Genomic DNA, 17609 nt, shown 5'->3' with positions numbered 1-17609 from the left:
ATAAAACAGTTATATATGCAAAGGGGATGTTAATGATAAAAAATATAGAAATATCAAATTTTAAGATCATAGAAAGCTTGAAGTTGTCTAGCTTGAAGAGAGTAAATGTAATTGCAGGTAAAAATGGCAAGGGGAAAACCTCGATACTTGATTCTATATTTATAACCAATGATATTGCTTCTCCGGATTGCTTGATAAAACCTATTGCTTTTAGAGGTGGTTCTCCAGACTTAACTAATAATGAGCTATGGCTATCTTATTTCAGGGATTTTGATAGAAAAAACGAAATATCTATTAAGATGGAACTTGAAAATAGCATGAAACAAGAAACAAGAGTATCTATTGAGAATATCAAGTCTGATACATCGAATATAGGTACTGTTTCAAGTAATGTTATTGAGAGAAACCAGATATCACCAAGATCATCATATAGAGGGGATGTTCTGAAAATTAGAAAGTATGATAGAAGTCAACCAGAAAGTTTATCGATGAAAATGGAAGTTACACAACAAATAAGTGGAAATCAACTCACCTCTAATTTGGTTAAGCACGGAAGTGGCATTGATGCAACAGCAACAACATTTATAACAACATCAAGTACAATAAATAATACAAATACTATATCTGTACTTGGCAACTTAATAAAAAACAAAGATACAAAATCAATAATAGAAAGTATGAAGGAAATAAATGATAAGATATTAAATATTGAACTTGGGGTTTTAAATCAAGTGCCTGAGATACTCTTTGATACCGGAGGGGATAAGTTAGTAGGACTTTCTTCAATGGGGGAAGGTGTAGGGAAACTACTAACAATTTTGGTTGTGTCTTATAGTACTAAAAATGGAATAATACTTATTGATGAGATAGAAAATGGTATACACTATTCCCTCATGCCGTCAATATTAAAAACCCTTGTTTCTCAATCTCATAGAAATAATAATCAAATATTTGTGACGACACATAGTTCTGATGTAGTTAACAGCATAGCTAAACTTTTCTCTAGTGGTTCAGTGAGTGAGTCAGATATTTCATTTACAAGAATTGGATACTCTGAAAAGAAGAAAAAATCACTGGTAAACTCATTCACGCTTTCAGAGGTTCAGATTTCTTCTGAAGGGAAATGGGAGATCCGCTGATGGAGGAGAAAAAATTAGATGAAGTTGTTATCACAAAGGAGAAAGTGATTTTTGTTGAAGGGATGGATGAAGTTAATTTTTTTTATGCCTTATTAAAAAAAATGGAGATGGGAGATGACTATCAAGTAATCGACTATAAGGGAAAGTCAAGGATGAGCGACTTTATATCAATGATGTCAAAAACAGAGAGTTTTAATGAGAATGCAATATCTGTTGCTGTAATTCGTGATGCTGATAACAACTATGACTTCGTTGCTGAAGAAATCAAGGATGCACTAAAAAGAATATTTAATGTTATTAATCTTGAGCATGGGGTAATGAAAAGTGAAAAGGATATTAATATCGGGTTTTACATAATGCCTGGTCTTAAAAAGAATGGCGAGTTGGAAGACTTGGTTTTATCTTCCCTTGACGGCAATGAAATATTTAAAGAAGTTAATAATTATCTTGATGTGCTAAAAGGGATGACAAGTCCCGTTAACAACGGGTCAAAGTTTTGTTATCCAAGGAAAGAGTCAAAAGCTAAGTTGCAAATTTATTTTTCTAGCATGAAGGAATCAGATACCAGGATGGGATTGTCAGCGCAGAGGAATTACGTGGATTTTACACATGACTCATTTAAAGAAATAATTGATTTTATTAGGTCTATGTGATTTTTGTATAAAACAGGGTAGTTAAAAAACTACCCTAAACTCTATGGTGGCTACCATTGTATCTAAAGATAAGCTCCAAAAAGTTAGTGGAGGCCTAACATAAAATACTAATAAATCTTGAGACATCAATTTTTACTCGCCGGTGATAATCTTTATTTTTTTGCATGAGCCTGTTTCTTATTGTTTATCCGATACTCCTATATCGCTCAACCATGCTGCCAAAGCGGTTTAAACATCCTGCTGGTGGCTGCGGTCTCCACCCGGGCATTAATCAGCGGTGGTTTATCCCACCACCCGGGTGCGTAACCCCAGTGAACCGGATCGAGGTGCAACTGTTCGTCGCGTTCGCTCAGGAGCAAAACTTTAGTCCCTGGGCCACGTTGTACCGGCCGATTGGTTCTGGATCATAGGCGATATCCCGCTCAGCTTCTTCGGCAAGATAAGCTAGGTATTCTTCACGTATCTGTGATTGGGCAAATCGTCCGCACATGGTTACCTCCAGTCTTCAGACTGAAAGTATAGAAGGTGTGGGGGGAACGTAGGAAGGGAACTCCGACAGCCATCTAACTGATGACTGTCGGAGATGACGTCAAAAACAATGTGTACAAAATTGTGTATTAAAATCAGGAAAATTGCACAATTAAAAAATTTAACTCATTGTTTTTAATTGACAAAAATATTTATTTTGTAGGTGCTATCGTAGGGCATACCATTCCTTATGTTTCAGTGGGTTAGCCATGGCACCGAGAATATCGGAAATCACGTTGACAATAATCACCAGCGCGCCAATCACCATCACTCCGGCGGAGATCGCCGCGTAGTCCTGCTGGCGAATGGCGTTAATCAGCCAGCGGCCCAGTCCAGGCCAGCTGAACACCATCTCAGTGATCATCGCCAGGGTGAGCATGGTGGAAAACTGCAGGCCGAGACGCGGGATCACCGGCGGCAGGGCGTTGTGCAGCACATGGCGCAGTAGAATTTTGCGTCGCGACACGCCGCGGGTGGCGGCCGCTTTTACATAGTTAGTGTCATACACCTCGCTGGTGCTAATGCGCATCAGGCGGATCACTTCGGTGGTGGGGGCGACCGCCAGGGTCAATACCGGCAGCACCATATGCCGGGCGGCGCTGACGATCATCTCATGGCGCCACGGCGAGTCCGAAAGCCAGGCGTCGATCAGCGCGAAACCGGTGACATTTTTCACCTCATACAGCAGATCGAAGCGACCGGAGACCGGAAGCCAGCCGAGGGTCAGGGAAAAGAAGAGGGTCAGGAGCAGCGCCAGCCAGAAGACCGGGATCGAGAAACCGACCAGCGCGACGGCGCTGATCAGGGTATCGGGCCATTTATTGCGCATTACGCCGGCGATCATCCCCACCGGAATGCCTATCAGCAGGGCAAAGCCGAAGGCGAGGATGCACAGCTCCATGGTCGCCGGGAAAACCTCGCGCAACTGCTCAGAAATCAGCTGGCCGTTAATGCTGGATACGCCGAAATCCCAGTGCAGCACCCCTTCAAACCAGAACAGCCACGCATTCCACAGGGAAGCGCCCTGCAGTGGGGCATGAGGGGTGAAATAGCTCAGGCTGAAACCGACAAAGGTCAGAAAAAAGAGGGTGATCAGCAGCAGCAGCAGACGGCGCAGGGTAAAAATAATCATGGCTTTTTCACCTCTTCGGTATTTTCCCGCGATACGCCAGCGAACGAAGCGTTACCGAAAGGGCTGAGCACCAGGCCTTTCATATCATAGCGGTAGGCCTGCAGCCGCAGCGACGAGGCCAGCGGCAGGACCGGCAGTTCGCGGGCGAGGATCCGCTGCGCCTCTTTGTAAGCGTCCATCCGCGAGGAGAGCTGCTGCGAGAGCAGCGCTTTTTGCAGCACGTCGTCAAACTCCCGGTTACACCAGTGGGCAAAGTTGGTTTGCGAGGCGATGGCCGCGCAGCTCAGCAGCGGTCGGAAGAAACTGTCCGGATCGTTACTGTCCGTCGCCCAGCCGGAGAGCGTCAGGTCGTGGCTCATATCCATCAGGCGCGCCTCCTGGAAACGTCCCTCTACCGGCACAATAATCACCTTAACGCCAATCTGCGCCATATCCGCCTGGATAAGCTCCGCCGTTTTCAGCGGGCTGGGATTCCACGCCTGCGAGCTGGTGGGCACCCACAGCTTGAGGGTCAGGTTTTCCAGCCCCAGGGCTTTCAGGCGGGCGCGGGCCTCCTGCGGATTATATTCGGTAATTTTAGCGTCATTATCGTAGGCCCACGAGGCCCGCGGCAGCATGGACGCCGCCGTCTCCGCGGTGCCATAGTAGATGGACTGCATCAGGCGCTGGTTGTTAATCGCCAGCGCCAGGGCATGGCGCACCTCAGGATTATCCAGCGGCGGCTTGGCGGTGTTGAAGGCCAGCCAGGCGATGTTCATTCCCGGGCGCAGCGTCAGGCGCAGGCGCGGGTCGTCACGCAGGATCGTCAACTGGCTGGCGGCTGGCCAGGCCAGCACGTCGCATTCTCCGGTCAGCAGTTTCGACAGGCGGCCGGTGCCGCCGGAGCCAAGGTCGACCACCACCTGGGGCATCAACGGTTTGCCGCGCCAGTAGCCGGGGTGGCGCTGCAGGCGAACATATTGTCCGGAGCGGTAATCGGATAGCTGGAACGGGCCGGTGCCAACCGGCTGGCGATCCAGTTGCTCCTGGCGGTCGTCCTGCGTTAAGCGGGCGGCATATTCGGCAGAGGTAATTGACGCATAGTGGGTGGCCAGATGCCAGAGGAACGAGGCGTCCGGCCGCTTGAGGCGAAACTCCACGGTCTGATTATCCAGCTTGCGGACGCTCTCCACGCTGTCAGCAAACTGCAGACTGTCGAAGTAGGGGAAGCTGCTGCCGTTGACGTTGTGCCACGGATGGTCGCGGTTAAAAATACGGCCAAAGGTAAAAATGACGTCATCGGCATTAAAGTCCCGCGTCGGGGTAAACCACGCCGTGCGTTGAAACGGGACGTGGCGGCGCAGGTGAAAGCGGTAGGTGGCGCCGTTATCGAGAACTTCCCAGCTCTCCGCCAGCTCGGGGACCAGCCGGTAGGTATAGGGATCGACGTCAAGCAGACGATCGTAGATCTGAGCGGCCAGCGTATCGACAATCAGGCCGCTGCTGACTTTCTGCGGGTTAAAGGTATTAACCTGGCCGCTGACGCAATAGACGAAACCGCTATCGCGGATATCGGCGCGGTCGGGGAGCGCAGGGGCGGCAAAAGCTGGCCCACACAGCAGGGAAACGGCTGCCAGGAGAGATGACAATTTCAGGCGCATATTTTCTGTTTGATTATAGAGCTGAACTCTATCTTATTAAGATTAATAGACATTCACCACCGCCTTCAACAAGCCTGAGGGATAATGCGGTTACCGGGTGCGTATCGTATTCAGTCAATTGATTAAAATAGTCGCGGAACCGAGTCTGTATAGTGAAACATGGTAACTTTTTATCGCCGATATCGCCAGTCAGCTCTGTTTGGCCGCGGTTGACCAAACGGCGACGGCGTGCGGACGCTAGAGAATAGATTCAGTATAGCGGGGAGAAAGCCGATGACCCGACGGGCGACTAGCCGTACCCGTCGGGTGTGATACAGGGGGAGCGTGTTTCGATTATTGTGACAGTGTCACTTTATGATAGTCCATGTTCTGCAGGTCCTCCAGCAGCCCGGGGCCAACCGGATGCCACTGCAAGCGCTCGCGGGTCCATGCCGAGCTGGCGCGCAGGTCAAGGGCGGTAAACGGCGCAAACCAGCCGAACCAGGCGTCGACCTGCGACTCATCCAGGTGGGTCAGCGGCAGGTTTAATCCGTGGGCAATTACCGCGGCAATATCGCGTAATGCGATCCCCTCTTCGGCCACCGCATGATAGCGCTCGCCGGCCGCGCCCTGAAGCAGCGCGCTGACATACAGACGTGCGACGTCATCGACATGGGCGGCTGACCAGCGGTTGCTTCCCTCGCCGCGCAGGGCTACCGCCCCGTTGGCGACCGCGCGTTCGATATAGCAGGTCAGCAGTCCCTGACGCACGGTGTCATGCACCTGCGGTAAGCGGACCACCCTGACATCCACTCCCGCCTCCAGCAACTGCTGGCCGGCGAGCTCTGAGGCGGTGCGCGGGCTGGGGTGCGCTGAGTTGAAGAACGACTCCCGGGCCGGGGCGCCGCTCCCGTCGTCGCCCATCAGCGTGCCGGAGGTGATCACCAGCGGCCGCGTGCTGCCTCGCAGCGCCTGGCCCAGGGCCAGGATCGCCTGGCGGTCTTTCTCGCAGTTAGCGGCAAAGCGGCTGAAGTCGTGGTCGAAGGCGGTATGGATCACCGCGTCGGCGTTCCCGACGCCAGCCAGCAGCGACTCCGGGGCATCCAGCGTGCCGCGATGCACCTCGGCGCCGGCCGCCTTCAGGGCCTGTGCGGTGCTTTCGCTGCGCGCGAGGCCGATAACCTGATGGCCCGACGCCTGCAGCGCCGGAAGAATACGTGAGCCGATAAATCCGCTCGCGCCGGTAAGAAATATACGCATCATGGATCTCCTGAATGGGTTTCAGGCGTATCCTACCTGCGATGTCATACTATAAAAGTAGAGACATTATCGGGGTATAAATTCTAACAGGCAGAACCCACAGGCAGATGATGAACACTTCTGACAACCATGCTTTAGGCGATTTTCTCCGCGCCCGCCGCCAGCGTCTCGATCCGGCAACGTTTGGCTTCCCGGCGGGACGCCGGCGCACCCCGGGGCTGCGCCGCGAAGAGGTCGCGCAGCTCGCCAGCATCAGCCCGACCTGGTATACCTGGCTTGAACAGGGGCGCGGTGGGGCGCCTTCCCGCGAGGTGCTGGAGCGGATCGCCCGCGGTCTGCGGCTGACCACCCCGGAGCGCGAGCATCTGTTTATTCTCGCCTTTGGCCATCCGCCGCAGACGCGTCTGACGGTGACGGATGATATGACGCCGCGGCTGCAGCGGGTGCTTGACGCTTTCACCATTCCGGCGATTATCCGCACCGCCAGCTGGGACGTCATCGCCTGGAACGCGCCGGCGGCCAGGGTGCTGACCGACTACAGCCAACTGCCGCTGGCTGAGCGCAACGTGCTGCGCCGCCTGTTTACCCGGCCGGAGGCCCGCTGCATTCTGGAGGACTGGCAGAGGGTGGGGCAGCTTATCGTCAACGCCTTCCGCGCCGACGTCACGCGGATGGGCGCCACGAAAGAAACTGACCAGTTGATCGCGGAGCTCAGCCAGCAGAGCGTCGAGTTCGCCCGTTTCTGGCAAAGCCATGACGTCGCCGGCCACGGCGAGGGCTATAAGCGCATTAACCACCCGCAGATGGGGCCGCTCGACCTGGAATTTACCTCCTTTGCCGTGGAAGGCCGTCCCGATCTTTCCCTGCTGGTCTTTAATCCGGCAACGACGGAGAGCCAGCGGAAAATTCACGGTTTACTTCAGGGGCCTGTGGGCGACTGAGGCGTAAACTCGTACAGCGCCAGCGCATTGCTCTGCAGCGAGTCGATCCGCAGCCAATAGCCATCGAGCCTGGCTTCATCCACGCTGAGCGCCGGACGGGCCTGATGCATCAGCCACTGATAATCCTCGGCGTCAGGGCCGCTGCGGCTGCGAAAGGCGTCCACCAGCGGGAACAACGCGCCGTGGTGCTGATCGAACAGGTGCTGTTTGATGCGCCAGCTGCCATCCAGGCCCTGCAGCCGCACGCTGTAGGGCTGGCTGAAGCGCTGGATAAAGGCCGCTTCGCTGGAGAGCCAGGGATTGTAGACCACCGTATTGCGCAGCAGCAGCTGGTAGTGACCCTGGTGGTGGAGCAGCAGCAGGTTTTTATCGTGAACCAGGATCTCGCCGCGCAGCCGCCGCCAGAGCCAGAGTACCCAGTAAACCGGGCGCGGCAGGCCGTGCAGATAGTGCAGCGCCAGGCTGGAGGTATCGAGCTTGCCGTTGGCGCGAGCTTCGCCCTGGAGGCCTGAATTTAACCAGAAGCCCGCCAGCCAGACCTGGTCCGCCACCCCCAGCAGATTATCCATCAGCAGCGCGCCGCGAAAAAAGCGGCCGTTGGTATCCCGCGTATCGCCGGTCAGCGTATTCCAGGAGAGCAGCCACAGCGGCAGGTTGAGCTGACGCTGGCGCAGGGCGCTGTGGATCTGCCGCAGCTTGTGCAGCGGGTAATGTTCGCTGGAGGCCAGGCGGCTGCTGTCTGCCTGGGCCAGATCCAGCTGTTCGTTGGCATCTGCCTGGCAGGCGAGAAAATCCGCCTCTGCCAGCAGCGGCGAGTGGAACAGCGGATCGTTCCCGGGATCGCTGGGAGCAAAGCGGTGCCAGATCCCCAGCTGCGGCTGCGGCAGCAGGCGATGAAGAACCCCGCGCTGCTGCCGCCAGGCGGCCTGGCGCGCAGCTTCGCTGGCCTGCGGCGACCAGTGCCAGACAAAGCGCCAGCTGTTGAGCGTGGCTGGCGGAAAATGGTTGGCGGCGAGCTGCAGGAAGCGCTGCAGCAGGTCGCTGCGGGTGGTGACGCCGGTGTGCAGGATCACCTGCCAGCCCATCGCCGCCAGCCAGCTAAAAATCTGCTGCAGGTTGTACCAGCAGGCGTAGCCGGCCATCTGCGGATCGTCCCAGCCGGTGCCGAACAGCCGACTGCTGAGAAAGGGATCGTTGATATCGATGGCATACACCGGCAGGGCGTGGTGCAGCTGTTCGAGTTCCCGGCGCACATCTGCGCGCAGCAGATCGTCCAGTTCGCGCACGGTCACCACCATCCGGGTATGGCGCAGCGCTGCGGGGCGCGCTGGACGATCGCGCAGATTGATCTCCCGGGTCTGCGGTGGGTTGATCGGCAGGGGGGGACTTTCCCGGTCGCGTGGTTCCGGCTCATTGAGTCGCGCATACAGCCGGTCGGCCGCCACCGGCTGCCAGCGATCGGCCTGCGGCGGGCGCGGTCGGGCAAGCTCCAGAGGATGCTGTTCACGATACTGGCGCGGCGTCACGCCGTGCTGGCGCTTAAACAAATCGCTCATCATTCGCGTACTGGCGAATCCCTGTTCGCGGGCGATTTGCTGGACGGTTTTGCGGGTGGTTAATAGCTGGTCGGCGGCGTGGCGCAGGCGCAGCGCGGTGAGGTACTGGACAAAACTTACCCCGACCTCTTTGCGAAATAAGCGTGACAGCCAGGCCTCGGAGACAAATTCCGCGGCCGCCACCTCCTGCAACGAGAGGCGACGCTGATAGTTAGCGTCGATCCGCGCCACCACGCTGGCTATTCTCCGGCTCCATTTTTCGGTATCGCGCCGGGGCGTGGAGGCGATGGGCTGGCTAAAGCGCGTGGCCAGCAGCAGCGCTATCTCACTCAGCCAGCGGTTGGCCTCCAGTCGGTAATGGCCAGGATGATTGACCAGGCCGCTCACCAGCAGCTGGCGCATCAGGCGGCGCAGGCCGTCATCGGCATCCCGGATGCGCGGCGTTATCTGGTAATCGACGGCAAAAAAGGCATTATCGAGGCGGGCCAGCCAGCTGGCGGAGAGGGTGAGGATCATCACGGCGTTGGCCCCGGCGCTGCGCAGGCTCCAGCGACGGTTGCGGTTAACGATCGCCAGCCCGTCGGCGGCGAGCGGCTGCGACGCACCTTCCGCCACCGCCAGATTTACGCTTCCCTCCAGTACCCACAGCAGCGTCAGCAGATCGCTTTCCGGCTGGGTCAGCTGACGCACATCGCGTACGGTGACGCTAAAGTCGCCTGAATGCTGCTCCACATGACTCTCCTCTGTAGACAAAAAACAACCGGTTGTTTTTTGTCATAACCGATATGTATGAAAAACACTCATTGATTTTTCGTCAATATAAAACAAAAAAGCGCGCCTGCAAGCTGAGGCACCCGCATAAACTCGAAAGTGTCGTGCAAACACAACACAGGAATAACAAAAATGACACATCCGTTGCTAGAAGCATTGCAGGTTAACGAGGCGCAATTTATTGCTCTGCGTCGTCGGTTCCACCAGCAGCCGGAGATCGGCTTTGAAGAGCACCAGACCAGCAGCGAGGTCGCCCGACTGCTTGGCGAGTGGGGATACGAGGTTCACCGCGGCCTGGCGGGCACCGGAGTGGTGGGCACGCTGCGCGTCGGCGAGGGGAAAAAACGCCTTGGCCTGCGGGCGGATATGGATGCCCTGCCGATGCAGGAGCGGAGCGGTAAGCCGTGGGCAAGCCAGGTTGAAGGGCGCTTTCACGGCTGCGGCCATGACGGGCACACCACCACGCTGCTCTACGCCGCTGAATATCTGGCGCGCACCCGCCAGTTTACCGGCACGCTGCAGCTGATTTTCCAGCCCGCGGAAGAGTTGCTGTACGGCGGGCGGGTAATGGTCGAGGACGGTCTGTTTGACCAGTTCCCCAGCGACGCCATCTTCGGCCTGCACAATATGCCGGGTCAGCCGTTGGGCAAGATCGGCCTGCGCGACGGGGCGATGATGGCCTCCTCCGATACGCTGCATATTGAAGTGAAGGGCGTTGGCGGCCACGGCGCGGTGCCGGAGCATACGGTGGATGCCACGCTGGTGGCCTGCCATATTACCCTCGCGCTACAGTCCATTGTCTCGCGCAATATCACCCCGTTTGAACCGGCGGTGGTGACCGTCGGCAGCATCCAGGCCGGTCATGCGCCCAATATCATTAACGATCACGTGCTGATGAAGCTCACGGTGCGCACCCTCAATGAGCAGGTGCGCGAGACCGTGCTGCAGCGGATCCATGATATCGCCGTGGCCCAGACGGAGAGCTTCAATGCCACCGCCACGCTGACCCACGTCAACGGCAGTCCGGTGTTGCGTAACGATCCGGCGACGAACGCCATGGTGCGGGAGGTGGCGACAGCGCTGTTTGGCGCAGAGCAGGTGGGCGAGGTGAAGCCGTTTATGGGCAGTGAAGATTTTGCCTTCATGCTGGAGCAGCACCCGCATGGCAGCTATTTCACCATCGGCGCTGGCGATGAGCCGGATCGCTGCATGGTGCATAACCCGGGGTATGACTTCAACGACGCGCTGTTGCTGACCGGCGCGGCGCTGTGGTGCGGCCTGACGGAACGCTATCTGCGCTAATCACGAGAAACGGGAGGGCCATGCGATGAGCACTGTCACAATAAGCGACACCCCGTTTGTCGGCAACGATCGCCTGCTGGTGGGGATTGTGTTAAGCGTTTTAACCTTCTGGCTGTTCGCCCAGTCGGTGATTAACGTGGTGCCGGCGATGAAAAGCAGTCTTGATATCTCTCTTGAGACCTTAACCCTGGCCGTCAGTCTCAGCGCGCTGTTCAGCGGCTGCTTCGTGGTCGCCAGCGGCGGCCTGGCGGACAAGTTTGGCCGGATGCGGATGACCACCCTCGGGCTGGGGCTGAGTATCGTCGGCAGCGCCATGCTGGTGGTCGCTCAGGGACCGGGGCTGTTCCTCGCCGGCCGGGTGCTGCAGGGGCTGTCGGCAGCCTGCATTATGCCGGCGACGCTGGCGCTGATTAAGACCTGGTATGAGGGGCGTGCGCGGCAGCGGGCGGTCAGCTTCTGGGTCATCGGCTCGTGGGGCGGCAGCGGTCTCTGTTCCTTCGTCGGCGGGGCTATCGCCACCGGTCTGGGCTGGCGCTGGATCTTCGTCTTCTCGATCGCCGTTGCCCTGCTGGCGCTGTTTTTGCTGCGCGGCACGCCGGAGAGCCGCAGCGCCAGCGCCAGCCAGCATAAGCTGGACGTCGGCGGTCTGCTGAGCCTGATTGTTGCGCTGGTGCTGGTGAATCTGTTTATCAGCAAGGGCCACGGCTGGGGCTGGAGCAGCCCGCTGTCGTTGACCATGCTGGCCGGGGCGCTGGCGGCGGGGACGATATTTATCCGCAACGGCATGCGCAAAGGCGAGGCGGCGCTGATTGATTTTGCGCTGTTTAGTAACCGGGCCTACGGTGCGGCAGTGCTGTCGAACTTTCTGCTCAATGGAGCGATTGGCACCATGATGATCGCCAGCATCTGGCTGCAGCAGGGGCACCACCTGACGCCGCTGGAGAGCGGGATGATGACCCTCGGCTATCTGGTGACCGTCCTGGCGATGATCCGGGTCGGCGAGAAGCTGCTGCAGCGCTATGGCGCCCGGCTGCCGATGATGGCCGGTCCGGTGTTGACCGCTATCGCCATCGCGCTGATATCCTGCACCTTTCTCGAAAAGGCGCTGTATATCGGGGTGGTGTTCGCCAGCAACGTGCTGTTTGGCCTCGGGCTGGGCTGCTACGCCACGCCATCGACGGATACCGCGGTGGCCAATGCCCCGGAGAACAAAATCGGCGTCGCCTCGGGGATCTATAAGATGGGCAGCTCGTTGGGCGGGGCGATGGGTATCGCCGTGACAGCGTCACTTTTCGCGCTGTTTTTACCGCTGGGCATGGCCCATGCCGCCCAGTATGCCCTGTGGTTTAACGCCGTCTTATGTCTGGGGGCGATGGCGGTGAGCGCGCTGCTGCTGCCGCGCGCCTCTCACAGCTGATGCTTTTTCAGCAGCGCGCGGAGCTGGTGATAGGTTAATCCCAGCAGCTCCGCCGCCTGCTTCTGATGATACTTCGCCTGCTCCAGACTCCGCTGCAGCAGGCGTTTTTCCTGCTGGAGCTGGAAATCGCGCAGATCCAGCGGTAGCGCGGGCAGCTCATCGCCGGGCGCGGCTTCCGGCGGAGAGCCGGGGGACTGACGAAAAGGGTTAATAATAATCGCGTCCAGCTCATGTTCGCTGTCGCCGTGGCGATACACCGAGCGCTCAACCACGTTCTTCAGTTCGCGAATATTCCCCGGCCAGCGGTAGCCGAGCAGCGTCGCGGTCGCTCGTTCGCTAAAGCCGGGAAACAGCGGCAGACCGAGTTCGCGGCACATCTGGATGGCAAACTGGTTGGCGAGCAGCATGATGTCGCTCTGCCGGTCGCGCAGCGGGGGGAGCTGTACCACGTCGAAGGCCAGGCGGTCGAGCAGGTCGGCGCGAAAATGACCTTCCTCGACCATCTGCGGCAGGTCAGCGTTGGTGGCGCACACCAGCCGGACGTTAACCTGCAGCGGCTGGCTGCCGCCCACGCGCTCCAGCTCGCCATATTCAATCACTCTTAACAGCTTCTCCTGCACCAGCATTGGGGCTGTCGCCAGCTCATCAAGAAACAGCGTCCCGCCGTCGGCGCGCTCGAAGCGCCCGGGATGGCGCTTGCTGGCCCCGGTGAAAGCCCCGGCTTCGTGGCCGAACAGCTCCGAGTCGAGCAGATTATCGTTCAGCGCCGCGCAGTTCAACGAGATAAACGGCCCCTGCCAGCGGCTGGAGAGGTAGTGGAGACGGTTAGCGATAAGCTCTTTCCCGGTGCCGCGCTCGCCGATGACCAGCACCGGTTTATCCAGCGGGGCCAGCCGGGAAACCTGTTCCAGCACCTCGAGAAAGCTGTTGGCCTCGCCCAGCAGATTATCCTTGTACTGCGCCATGATGAATTTCGCCATTAAGTAGTGTAATTAACCAGGTGACTGTAGCAATGCCCAGCACGTTTCGCAACCACCCTGTTTAAAATCAATAAGATAAAAAGTTGGCACGCCATTTGTATTAGCTAAGCCACAGGTGAATGCCTGAAACCAGAACTATGAGGATTGAAATTATGGGTATTTTTTCTCGTTTTGCCGACATCGTGAACGCCAACATCAACTCCCTGCTGGAGAAAGCGGAGGACCCGCAAAAGCTGGTGCGTCTGATGATCCAGGAGATGGAAGACACGCTGGTTGAGGTGCGTTCGACATCGGCCCGCGCGCTGGCGGAAAAGAAACAGCTGTCCCGTCGTATTGAGCAGGCGGTCGCCCAGCAGGCGGAATGGCAGGAAAAAGCCGAGCTGGCCCTGCGCAAAGAGAAAGAAGATCTGGCCCGGGCGGCGCTGATCGAAAAACAAAAGCTGACCGACCTTATCGCTCAGCTGGATCATGAAGTGCAGCTGGTCGATGAAACGCTGGCGCGCATGAAGAAAGAGATTGGCGAGCTGGAGAACAAACTCAGCGAAACCCGCGCCCGTCAGCAGGCGCTGGCGCTGCGCCATCAGGCGGCGAGTTCGTCCCGCGATGTGCGTCGCCAGCTGGACAGCGGTAAACTGGATGAGGCGATGGCGCGCTTTGAATCCTTTGAGCGTCGCATCGATCAGATGGAAGCGGAAGCGGAGAGCCACCGCTTTGGCAAGCAGCAGACGCTGGATCAGCAGTTTGCCGAACTGAAAGCGGACGATGAAATCAGCGAGCAGCTGGCGGCGTTGAAAGCCAAAATGAATCAGTCCAACCAGTAAGTATGATTGCGCGGCGCGGCGTTGCGCCGCGGCTCACCCCCTGTAAGGAGTACACATGAGCATGCTTTTTCTCGCCATTCCGCTGACGCTGTTTGTGCTGTTTGTTCTGCCGGTCTGGCTGTGGCTGCACTACAACAATCGCGGCGCCAACGGCAGTCTGACGCAAAATGAGCAGCAACGGCTGCTGCAGTTGACCGATGACGCGAAGCGGATGCGCGAACGCATTCAGGCGCTGGAAGCGATCCTGGATGCCGAACATCCGAACTGGAGGGACAAATAATGGCCGGACTGGATCTGAATAAAAAACTGTGGCGTATCCCGCAGCGCGGGATGGTGAAGGGCGTCTGCGCGGGTATTGCTCAGCATCTTGATGTCCCGGTGAAGCTGGTGCGTCTGATTACCGTGCTGGCGATGATTTTCGGCCTCTTTTTCTTTGTCCTGGTGGCCTACATCATTTTGACTTTTGCTCTGGATCCGATACCGGACAGCGAGCTGTACGGTCATAAAGCGCCGAGCAATGGCGATCTGCTGGCCGCCGTGGATGCCGAACTGGCCTCCGGTGAACAGCGTCTGCGTGAAATGGAGCGGTACGTGACCTCCGACACCTTTACGCTGCGCAGCCGCTTTCGCCAGCTGTAAATCCTGTTTCTAACGAATGAGGCAACGCATGAATAGCAAATGGCAACGCGCCGGGCAGCAGGTGAAGCCCGGTCTGAAAATCGTCGGTAAGCTGGCGCTGCTGACCGCGCTGCGTTATGGCCCGGCGGGCGTTGCCGGCTGGGCGGTTAAATCGGTCGCGCGTCGGCCGCTGAAAATGCTGCTGGCGGTGGCGCTGGAGCCGCTGCTCAGCCGGCTGGCCAACCGCGTCACGCGCGGGATGAAATAATGCCGCCGTGGGGAAGGCGCAAAAGGATTAACGTTGTCCTGCTTATCCCCGGCAGATCGCTTATGATGACGAGACATACCTTCAGGGCATAACGGACTGGCGATGAAGCGACTGAAAACTGAATTGAATGCGCTGGTCAACCGCGGGGTTGACCGGCATTTACGTCTGGCGGTGACCGGCCTGAGCCGGAGCGGTAAAACGGCGTTTATCACCGCGCTGGTCAACCAGCTGTTGAATATCCACACCGGCGCCCGCCTGCCGCTGCTGAGCGCCGCACGCGAAGAGCGGCTGCTCGGCGTCAAGCGCGTGCCGCAGCGGGACTTTGGCATTCCCCGATTCACCTACGACGAAGGGCTGGCCCAGCTGTACGGCCAGCCCCCCATGTGGCCAACCCCGACGCGCGGGGTGAGCGAGATCCGTCTCGCGCTGCGCTACCGTTCGAATGACTCCCTGCTGCGCCATTTTAAAGATACCTCCACGCTGTATCTGGAGATTGTCGACTATCCGGGCGAGTGGCTGCTCGACCTGCCGATGCTGGCGCAGGATTATCTGAGCTGGTCGCGACAGATGACCGGGCTCCTGCAGGGACAGCGTGCGGAGTGGTCGGCCCGCTGGCGGCAGCTGTGCGCCGGGCTGGATCCGCTAGCCCCTGCCGACGAGGCTCGGCTGGCGGATATCGCTGCCGCCTGGACGGACTATCTCCACGCCTGTAAGCGTGAAGGGCTGCACTTTATCCAACCCGGGCGCTTTGTCCTGCCCGGAGAAATGGCGGGCGCGCCGGCGCTGCAGTTTTTCCCGTGGCCCGACGTCGACGCCGTCGGCGAAGCCAAGCTGGCGCAGGCCGATAAACACAGCAACGCCGGCATGCTGCGCGAACGCTACAAATACTATTGCGAAAGGGTGGTGAAGGGGTTCTACAAAGAGCACTTCCTGCGCTTCGACCGGCAGATTGTGCTGGTGGACTGTCTGCAGCCGCTCAACAGCGGGCCGCAGGCGTTTAACGATATGCGCCTGGCGCTGACCCAGCTGATGCAAAGTTTCCATTACGGGCAGCGCACCTTGTTCCGCCGGTTGTTTTCGCCGGTTATCGACAAGCTGCTGTTTGCCGCTACCAAAGCCGATCACGTCACGATCGATCAGCACAGCAATATGGTGTCGCTCCTGCAGCAACTGATTCAGGACGCGTGGCAGAACGCCGCCTTTGAAGGGATCAGTATGGATTGCCTGGGGCTGGCGTCTATTCAGGCGACCCAGAGCGGGCTGATTGAGGTGAATGGCGAGAAAATTCCCGCCCTGCGCGGCAATCGCCTGAGCGACGGCCAGCCGTTGACCATCTATCCCGGAGAGGTGCCGGCGCGCCTGCCGGGCCAGGCCTTCTGGCAGCAGCAGGGATTTCAGTTTGAAAACTTTCGTCCGCAGGTCATGGATGTCGATCGGCCTTTGCCGCACATTCGTCTCGACGCGGCGCTGGAATTTTTGATTGGAGATAAACTGCGATGAGCGAACCGTTAAAACCGCGGATTGATTTTGATGGGCCGCTGCAAGCGGAGAAAATTCCGCCGCTGAAAGGCGCTCGCGCCTTCGACACCCTGGAGGCGGACAACTTCGCGCCAGCGCGGCTGGTGACCGGCGAAGAGGAAGAGGGGGCGGCGGAAGCGGTGGTGGAGTCGGTCCTGCGACCCAAACGCAGCCTGTGGCGGCGGATGGTCAGCGCCGGACTGGCGATCTTCGGCGTCAGCGTCGTGGCGCAAGGCGTGCAATGGACGGCTAACGCCTGGCAGACCCAGGACTGGATTGCGCTGGGCGGCTGCGTCGCCGGGGCGCTGATCGTCGGAGCCGGCGTCGGATCTGTAGCCACCGAGTGGCGCCGTCTGTGGCGACTGCGCCAGCGCGCCCACGAACGCGATGAAGCGCGCGATATGCTGCACAGTCACGCGGTCGGTAAAGCGAAAGCGTTTTGTGAGAAGCTGGCGCAGCAGGCCGGGCTGGATCAGTCGCATCCGGCGCTGCAGCGCTGGTATGCCGCGATCCACGAAACGCAAAGCGATCGCGAAGTGGTGAGCCTTTATGCGCAGCTGGTGCAGCCGGTGCTCGATGCCCAGGCGCGGCGGGAAATCAGCCGTTCGGCGGCGGAGTCGACGCTGATGATTGCCGTCAGCCCGCTGGCGCTGGTGGATATGGCGTTTATCGCCTGGCGGAACCTGCGGCTGATCAACCGAATTGCCACGTTGTACGGCATTGAGCTCGGGTATTACAGCCGTCTGCGACTGTTTCGCCTGGTGTTGCTCAATATCGCTTTCGCTGGCGCCAGCGAACTGGTGCGCGAGGTGGGGATGGACTGGATGTCGCAGGATCTGGCGGCCCGGCTGTCGGCGCGCGCCGCGCAGGGCATTGGCGCCGGTCTGCTGACCGCCCGTCTCGGGATCAAGGCGATGGAGCTGTGCCGCCCGCTGCCGTGGATCGCCGATGATAAACCGCGACTCGGCGATTTTCGTCGCGAGCTGATTGGGCAGTTGAAAGACACCCTGCAGAAAAGCAAAACCCGCCCGGAGAAGTAACCTCCGCTCAGAGACATCGCCGGGCGGCGGCTTCGCCTTGCCCGGC

16 protein-coding genes and 1 pseudogene are annotated in these 17609 nt (G+C 58.1%); 11 read left to right on the top strand and 6 right to left on the bottom strand.

Annotated features, from left to right (window positions below; translation table 11 throughout):
- The first annotated feature begins 32 nt into the window (after positions 1-32).
- The gene (locus KB890_RS03515) at positions 33-1139 is read left to right on the top strand and encodes an AAA family ATPase (RefSeq protein ID WP_071784519.1); all 1107 of its coding nucleotides are present in this window, start codon (positions 33-35) and stop codon (positions 1137-1139) included.
- A complete protein-coding gene (locus KB890_RS03510) occupies positions 1124-1792 on the top strand; it encodes a DUF3226 domain-containing protein (protein WP_022631459.1) in 669 nt (222 codons plus the stop codon). Before KB890_RS03515 ends, KB890_RS03510 begins: the two co-directional genes overlap by 16 nt.
- A gap of 209 nt (positions 1793-2001) precedes the next feature.
- Here KB890_RS03510 and KB890_RS03505 read toward each other — a convergent pair.
- The 4 genes and pseudogenes from KB890_RS03505 to KB890_RS03490 form a co-directional block, all read right to left on the bottom strand.
- Positions 2002-2282, bottom strand: a pseudogene (locus tag KB890_RS03505) (SOS response-associated peptidase family protein); the annotation flags it as partial.
- A 204-nt stretch (positions 2283-2486) separates the two neighbouring features.
- Positions 2487-3452: a putrescine export ABC transporter permease SapB gene (gene sapB / locus KB890_RS03500; protein ID WP_002901816.1), complete on the bottom strand. Its 966-nt coding sequence runs from the start codon at positions 3450-3452 to the stop codon at positions 2487-2489.
- Positions 3449-5092, bottom strand: coding sequence for an ABC transporter substrate-binding protein SapA (sapA, locus tag KB890_RS03495; RefSeq protein WP_002901817.1), 1644 nt, complete (start codon positions 5090-5092; stop codon positions 3449-3451). Before sapA ends, sapB begins: the two co-directional genes overlap by 4 nt.
- Before the next feature lie 333 nt (positions 5093-5425).
- Positions 5426-6334 carry an SDR family oxidoreductase gene (locus KB890_RS03490; RefSeq protein ID WP_020324885.1) on the bottom strand — a complete coding sequence of 303 codons (909 nt, stop codon included), beginning with the start codon at positions 6332-6334 and terminating at the stop codon, positions 5426-5428.
- A 107-nt stretch (positions 6335-6441) separates the two neighbouring features.
- On the opposite strand from KB890_RS03490, the gene KB890_RS03485 reads away from it, so the two are divergent.
- Positions 6442-7272, top strand: a complete 831-nt coding sequence (locus KB890_RS03485) for a helix-turn-helix transcriptional regulator (RefSeq protein WP_020324887.1) — start codon at positions 6442-6444, stop codon at positions 7270-7272.
- On the opposite strand, the gene KB890_RS03480 is transcribed toward KB890_RS03485, so the two are convergent.
- The gene (locus tag KB890_RS03480) at positions 7251-9560 is read right to left on the bottom strand and encodes a helix-turn-helix domain-containing protein (protein WP_020324869.1); all 2310 of its coding nucleotides are present in this window, start codon (positions 9558-9560) and stop codon (positions 7251-7253) included. The two genes, KB890_RS03485 and KB890_RS03480, sit on opposite strands and share 22 nt — an antisense overlap.
- A gap of 171 nt (positions 9561-9731) precedes the next feature.
- On the opposite strand from KB890_RS03480, the gene KB890_RS03475 reads away from it, so the two are divergent.
- Together KB890_RS03475 and KB890_RS03470 are read left to right on the top strand one after the other, a co-directional pair.
- Complete coding sequence (locus KB890_RS03475; protein ID WP_020324873.1) at positions 9732-10901, top strand: M20 aminoacylase family protein; 1170 nt, start codon at positions 9732-9734, stop codon at positions 10899-10901.
- Between the two features lie 25 nt (positions 10902-10926).
- Complete coding sequence (locus KB890_RS03470) at positions 10927-12318, top strand: MFS transporter (RefSeq protein WP_020324879.1); 1392 nt, start codon at positions 10927-10929, stop codon at positions 12316-12318.
- On the opposite strand, the gene pspF is transcribed toward KB890_RS03470, so the two are convergent.
- Positions 12309-13298 carry a phage shock protein operon transcriptional activator gene (gene pspF / locus KB890_RS03465; RefSeq protein WP_004148137.1) on the bottom strand — a complete coding sequence of 330 codons (990 nt, stop codon included), beginning with the start codon at positions 13296-13298 and terminating at the stop codon, positions 12309-12311. The two genes, KB890_RS03470 and pspF, sit on opposite strands and share 10 nt — an antisense overlap.
- 152 nt (positions 13299-13450) lie before the next feature.
- Between pspF and pspA the strand changes: the two genes are divergently transcribed.
- From pspA to KB890_RS03435, 6 genes are all read left to right on the top strand, one after another.
- Positions 13451-14119, top strand: a complete 669-nt coding sequence (gene pspA / locus KB890_RS03460) for a phage shock protein PspA (RefSeq protein WP_002901908.1) — start codon at positions 13451-13453, stop codon at positions 14117-14119.
- 55 nt (positions 14120-14174) lie between these two features.
- Positions 14175-14399: an envelope stress response membrane protein PspB gene (gene pspB / locus KB890_RS03455; protein WP_002901911.1), complete on the top strand. Its 225-nt coding sequence runs from the start codon at positions 14175-14177 to the stop codon at positions 14397-14399.
- Entirely contained in the window at positions 14399-14758 is a 360-nt protein-coding gene (gene pspC, locus KB890_RS03450; RefSeq protein ID WP_002901913.1) for an envelope stress response membrane protein PspC, read from the top strand. Before pspB ends, pspC begins: the two co-directional genes overlap by 1 nt.
- A 28-nt stretch (positions 14759-14786) precedes the next feature.
- Positions 14787-15005, top strand: coding sequence for a phage shock protein PspD (gene pspD, locus KB890_RS03445; RefSeq protein WP_002901915.1), 219 nt, complete (start codon positions 14787-14789; stop codon positions 15003-15005).
- A gap of 102 nt (positions 15006-15107) precedes the next feature.
- Positions 15108-16505 carry a YcjX family GTP-binding protein gene (locus tag KB890_RS03440; protein WP_002901917.1) on the top strand — a complete coding sequence of 466 codons (1398 nt, stop codon included), beginning with the start codon at positions 15108-15110 and terminating at the stop codon, positions 16503-16505.
- Positions 16502-17563 carry a YcjF family protein gene (locus KB890_RS03435; RefSeq protein WP_020324878.1) on the top strand — a complete coding sequence of 354 codons (1062 nt, stop codon included), beginning with the start codon at positions 16502-16504 and terminating at the stop codon, positions 17561-17563. Before KB890_RS03440 ends, KB890_RS03435 begins: the two co-directional genes overlap by 4 nt.
- Positions 17564-17609 lie beyond the last annotated feature (46 nt).

Origin of the sequence: Klebsiella sp. P1954, assembly GCF_018199955.1 — a bacterium.
In the GTDB taxonomy this organism is placed as follows: Bacteria; Pseudomonadota; Gammaproteobacteria; order Enterobacterales; family Enterobacteriaceae; genus Klebsiella; species Klebsiella pneumoniae.
This window is presented reverse-complemented; position numbering and strand designations above follow the sequence as displayed.

Excerpts from the sequence above, each read along its gene's own strand:
- KB890_RS03515 (WP_071784519.1), top strand. The coding sequence starts at position 33 with ATGATAAAAAATATAGAAATATCAAATTTTAAGATCATAGAAAGCTTG.
- KB890_RS03510 (WP_022631459.1), top strand. The coding sequence starts at position 1,124 with ATGGGAGATCCGCTGATGGAGGAGAAAAAATTAGATGAAGTTGTTATC.
- sapB (WP_002901816.1), bottom strand. The coding sequence starts at position 3,452 with ATGATTATTTTTACCCTGCGCCGTCTGCTGCTGCTGCTGATCACCCTC.
- sapA (WP_002901817.1), bottom strand. The coding sequence starts at position 5,092 with ATGCGCCTGAAATTGTCATCTCTCCTGGCAGCCGTTTCCCTGCTGTGT.
- KB890_RS03490 (WP_020324885.1), bottom strand. The coding sequence starts at position 6,334 with ATGATGCGTATATTTCTTACCGGCGCGAGCGGATTTATCGGCTCACGT.
- KB890_RS03485 (WP_020324887.1), top strand. The coding sequence starts at position 6,442 with ATGAACACTTCTGACAACCATGCTTTAGGCGATTTTCTCCGCGCCCGC.
- KB890_RS03475 (WP_020324873.1), top strand. The coding sequence starts at position 9,732 with ATGACACATCCGTTGCTAGAAGCATTGCAGGTTAACGAGGCGCAATTT.
- KB890_RS03470 (WP_020324879.1), top strand. The coding sequence starts at position 10,927 with ATGAGCACTGTCACAATAAGCGACACCCCGTTTGTCGGCAACGATCGC.
- pspF (WP_004148137.1), bottom strand. The coding sequence starts at position 13,298 with ATGGCGAAATTCATCATGGCGCAGTACAAGGATAATCTGCTGGGCGAG.
- pspA (WP_002901908.1), top strand. The coding sequence starts at position 13,451 with ATGGGTATTTTTTCTCGTTTTGCCGACATCGTGAACGCCAACATCAAC.
- pspB (WP_002901911.1), top strand. The coding sequence starts at position 14,175 with ATGAGCATGCTTTTTCTCGCCATTCCGCTGACGCTGTTTGTGCTGTTT.
- pspC (WP_002901913.1), top strand. The coding sequence starts at position 14,399 with ATGGCCGGACTGGATCTGAATAAAAAACTGTGGCGTATCCCGCAGCGC.
- pspD (WP_002901915.1), top strand. The coding sequence starts at position 14,787 with ATGAATAGCAAATGGCAACGCGCCGGGCAGCAGGTGAAGCCCGGTCTG.
- KB890_RS03440 (WP_002901917.1), top strand. The coding sequence starts at position 15,108 with ATGAAGCGACTGAAAACTGAATTGAATGCGCTGGTCAACCGCGGGGTT.
- KB890_RS03435 (WP_020324878.1), top strand. The coding sequence starts at position 16,502 with ATGAGCGAACCGTTAAAACCGCGGATTGATTTTGATGGGCCGCTGCAA.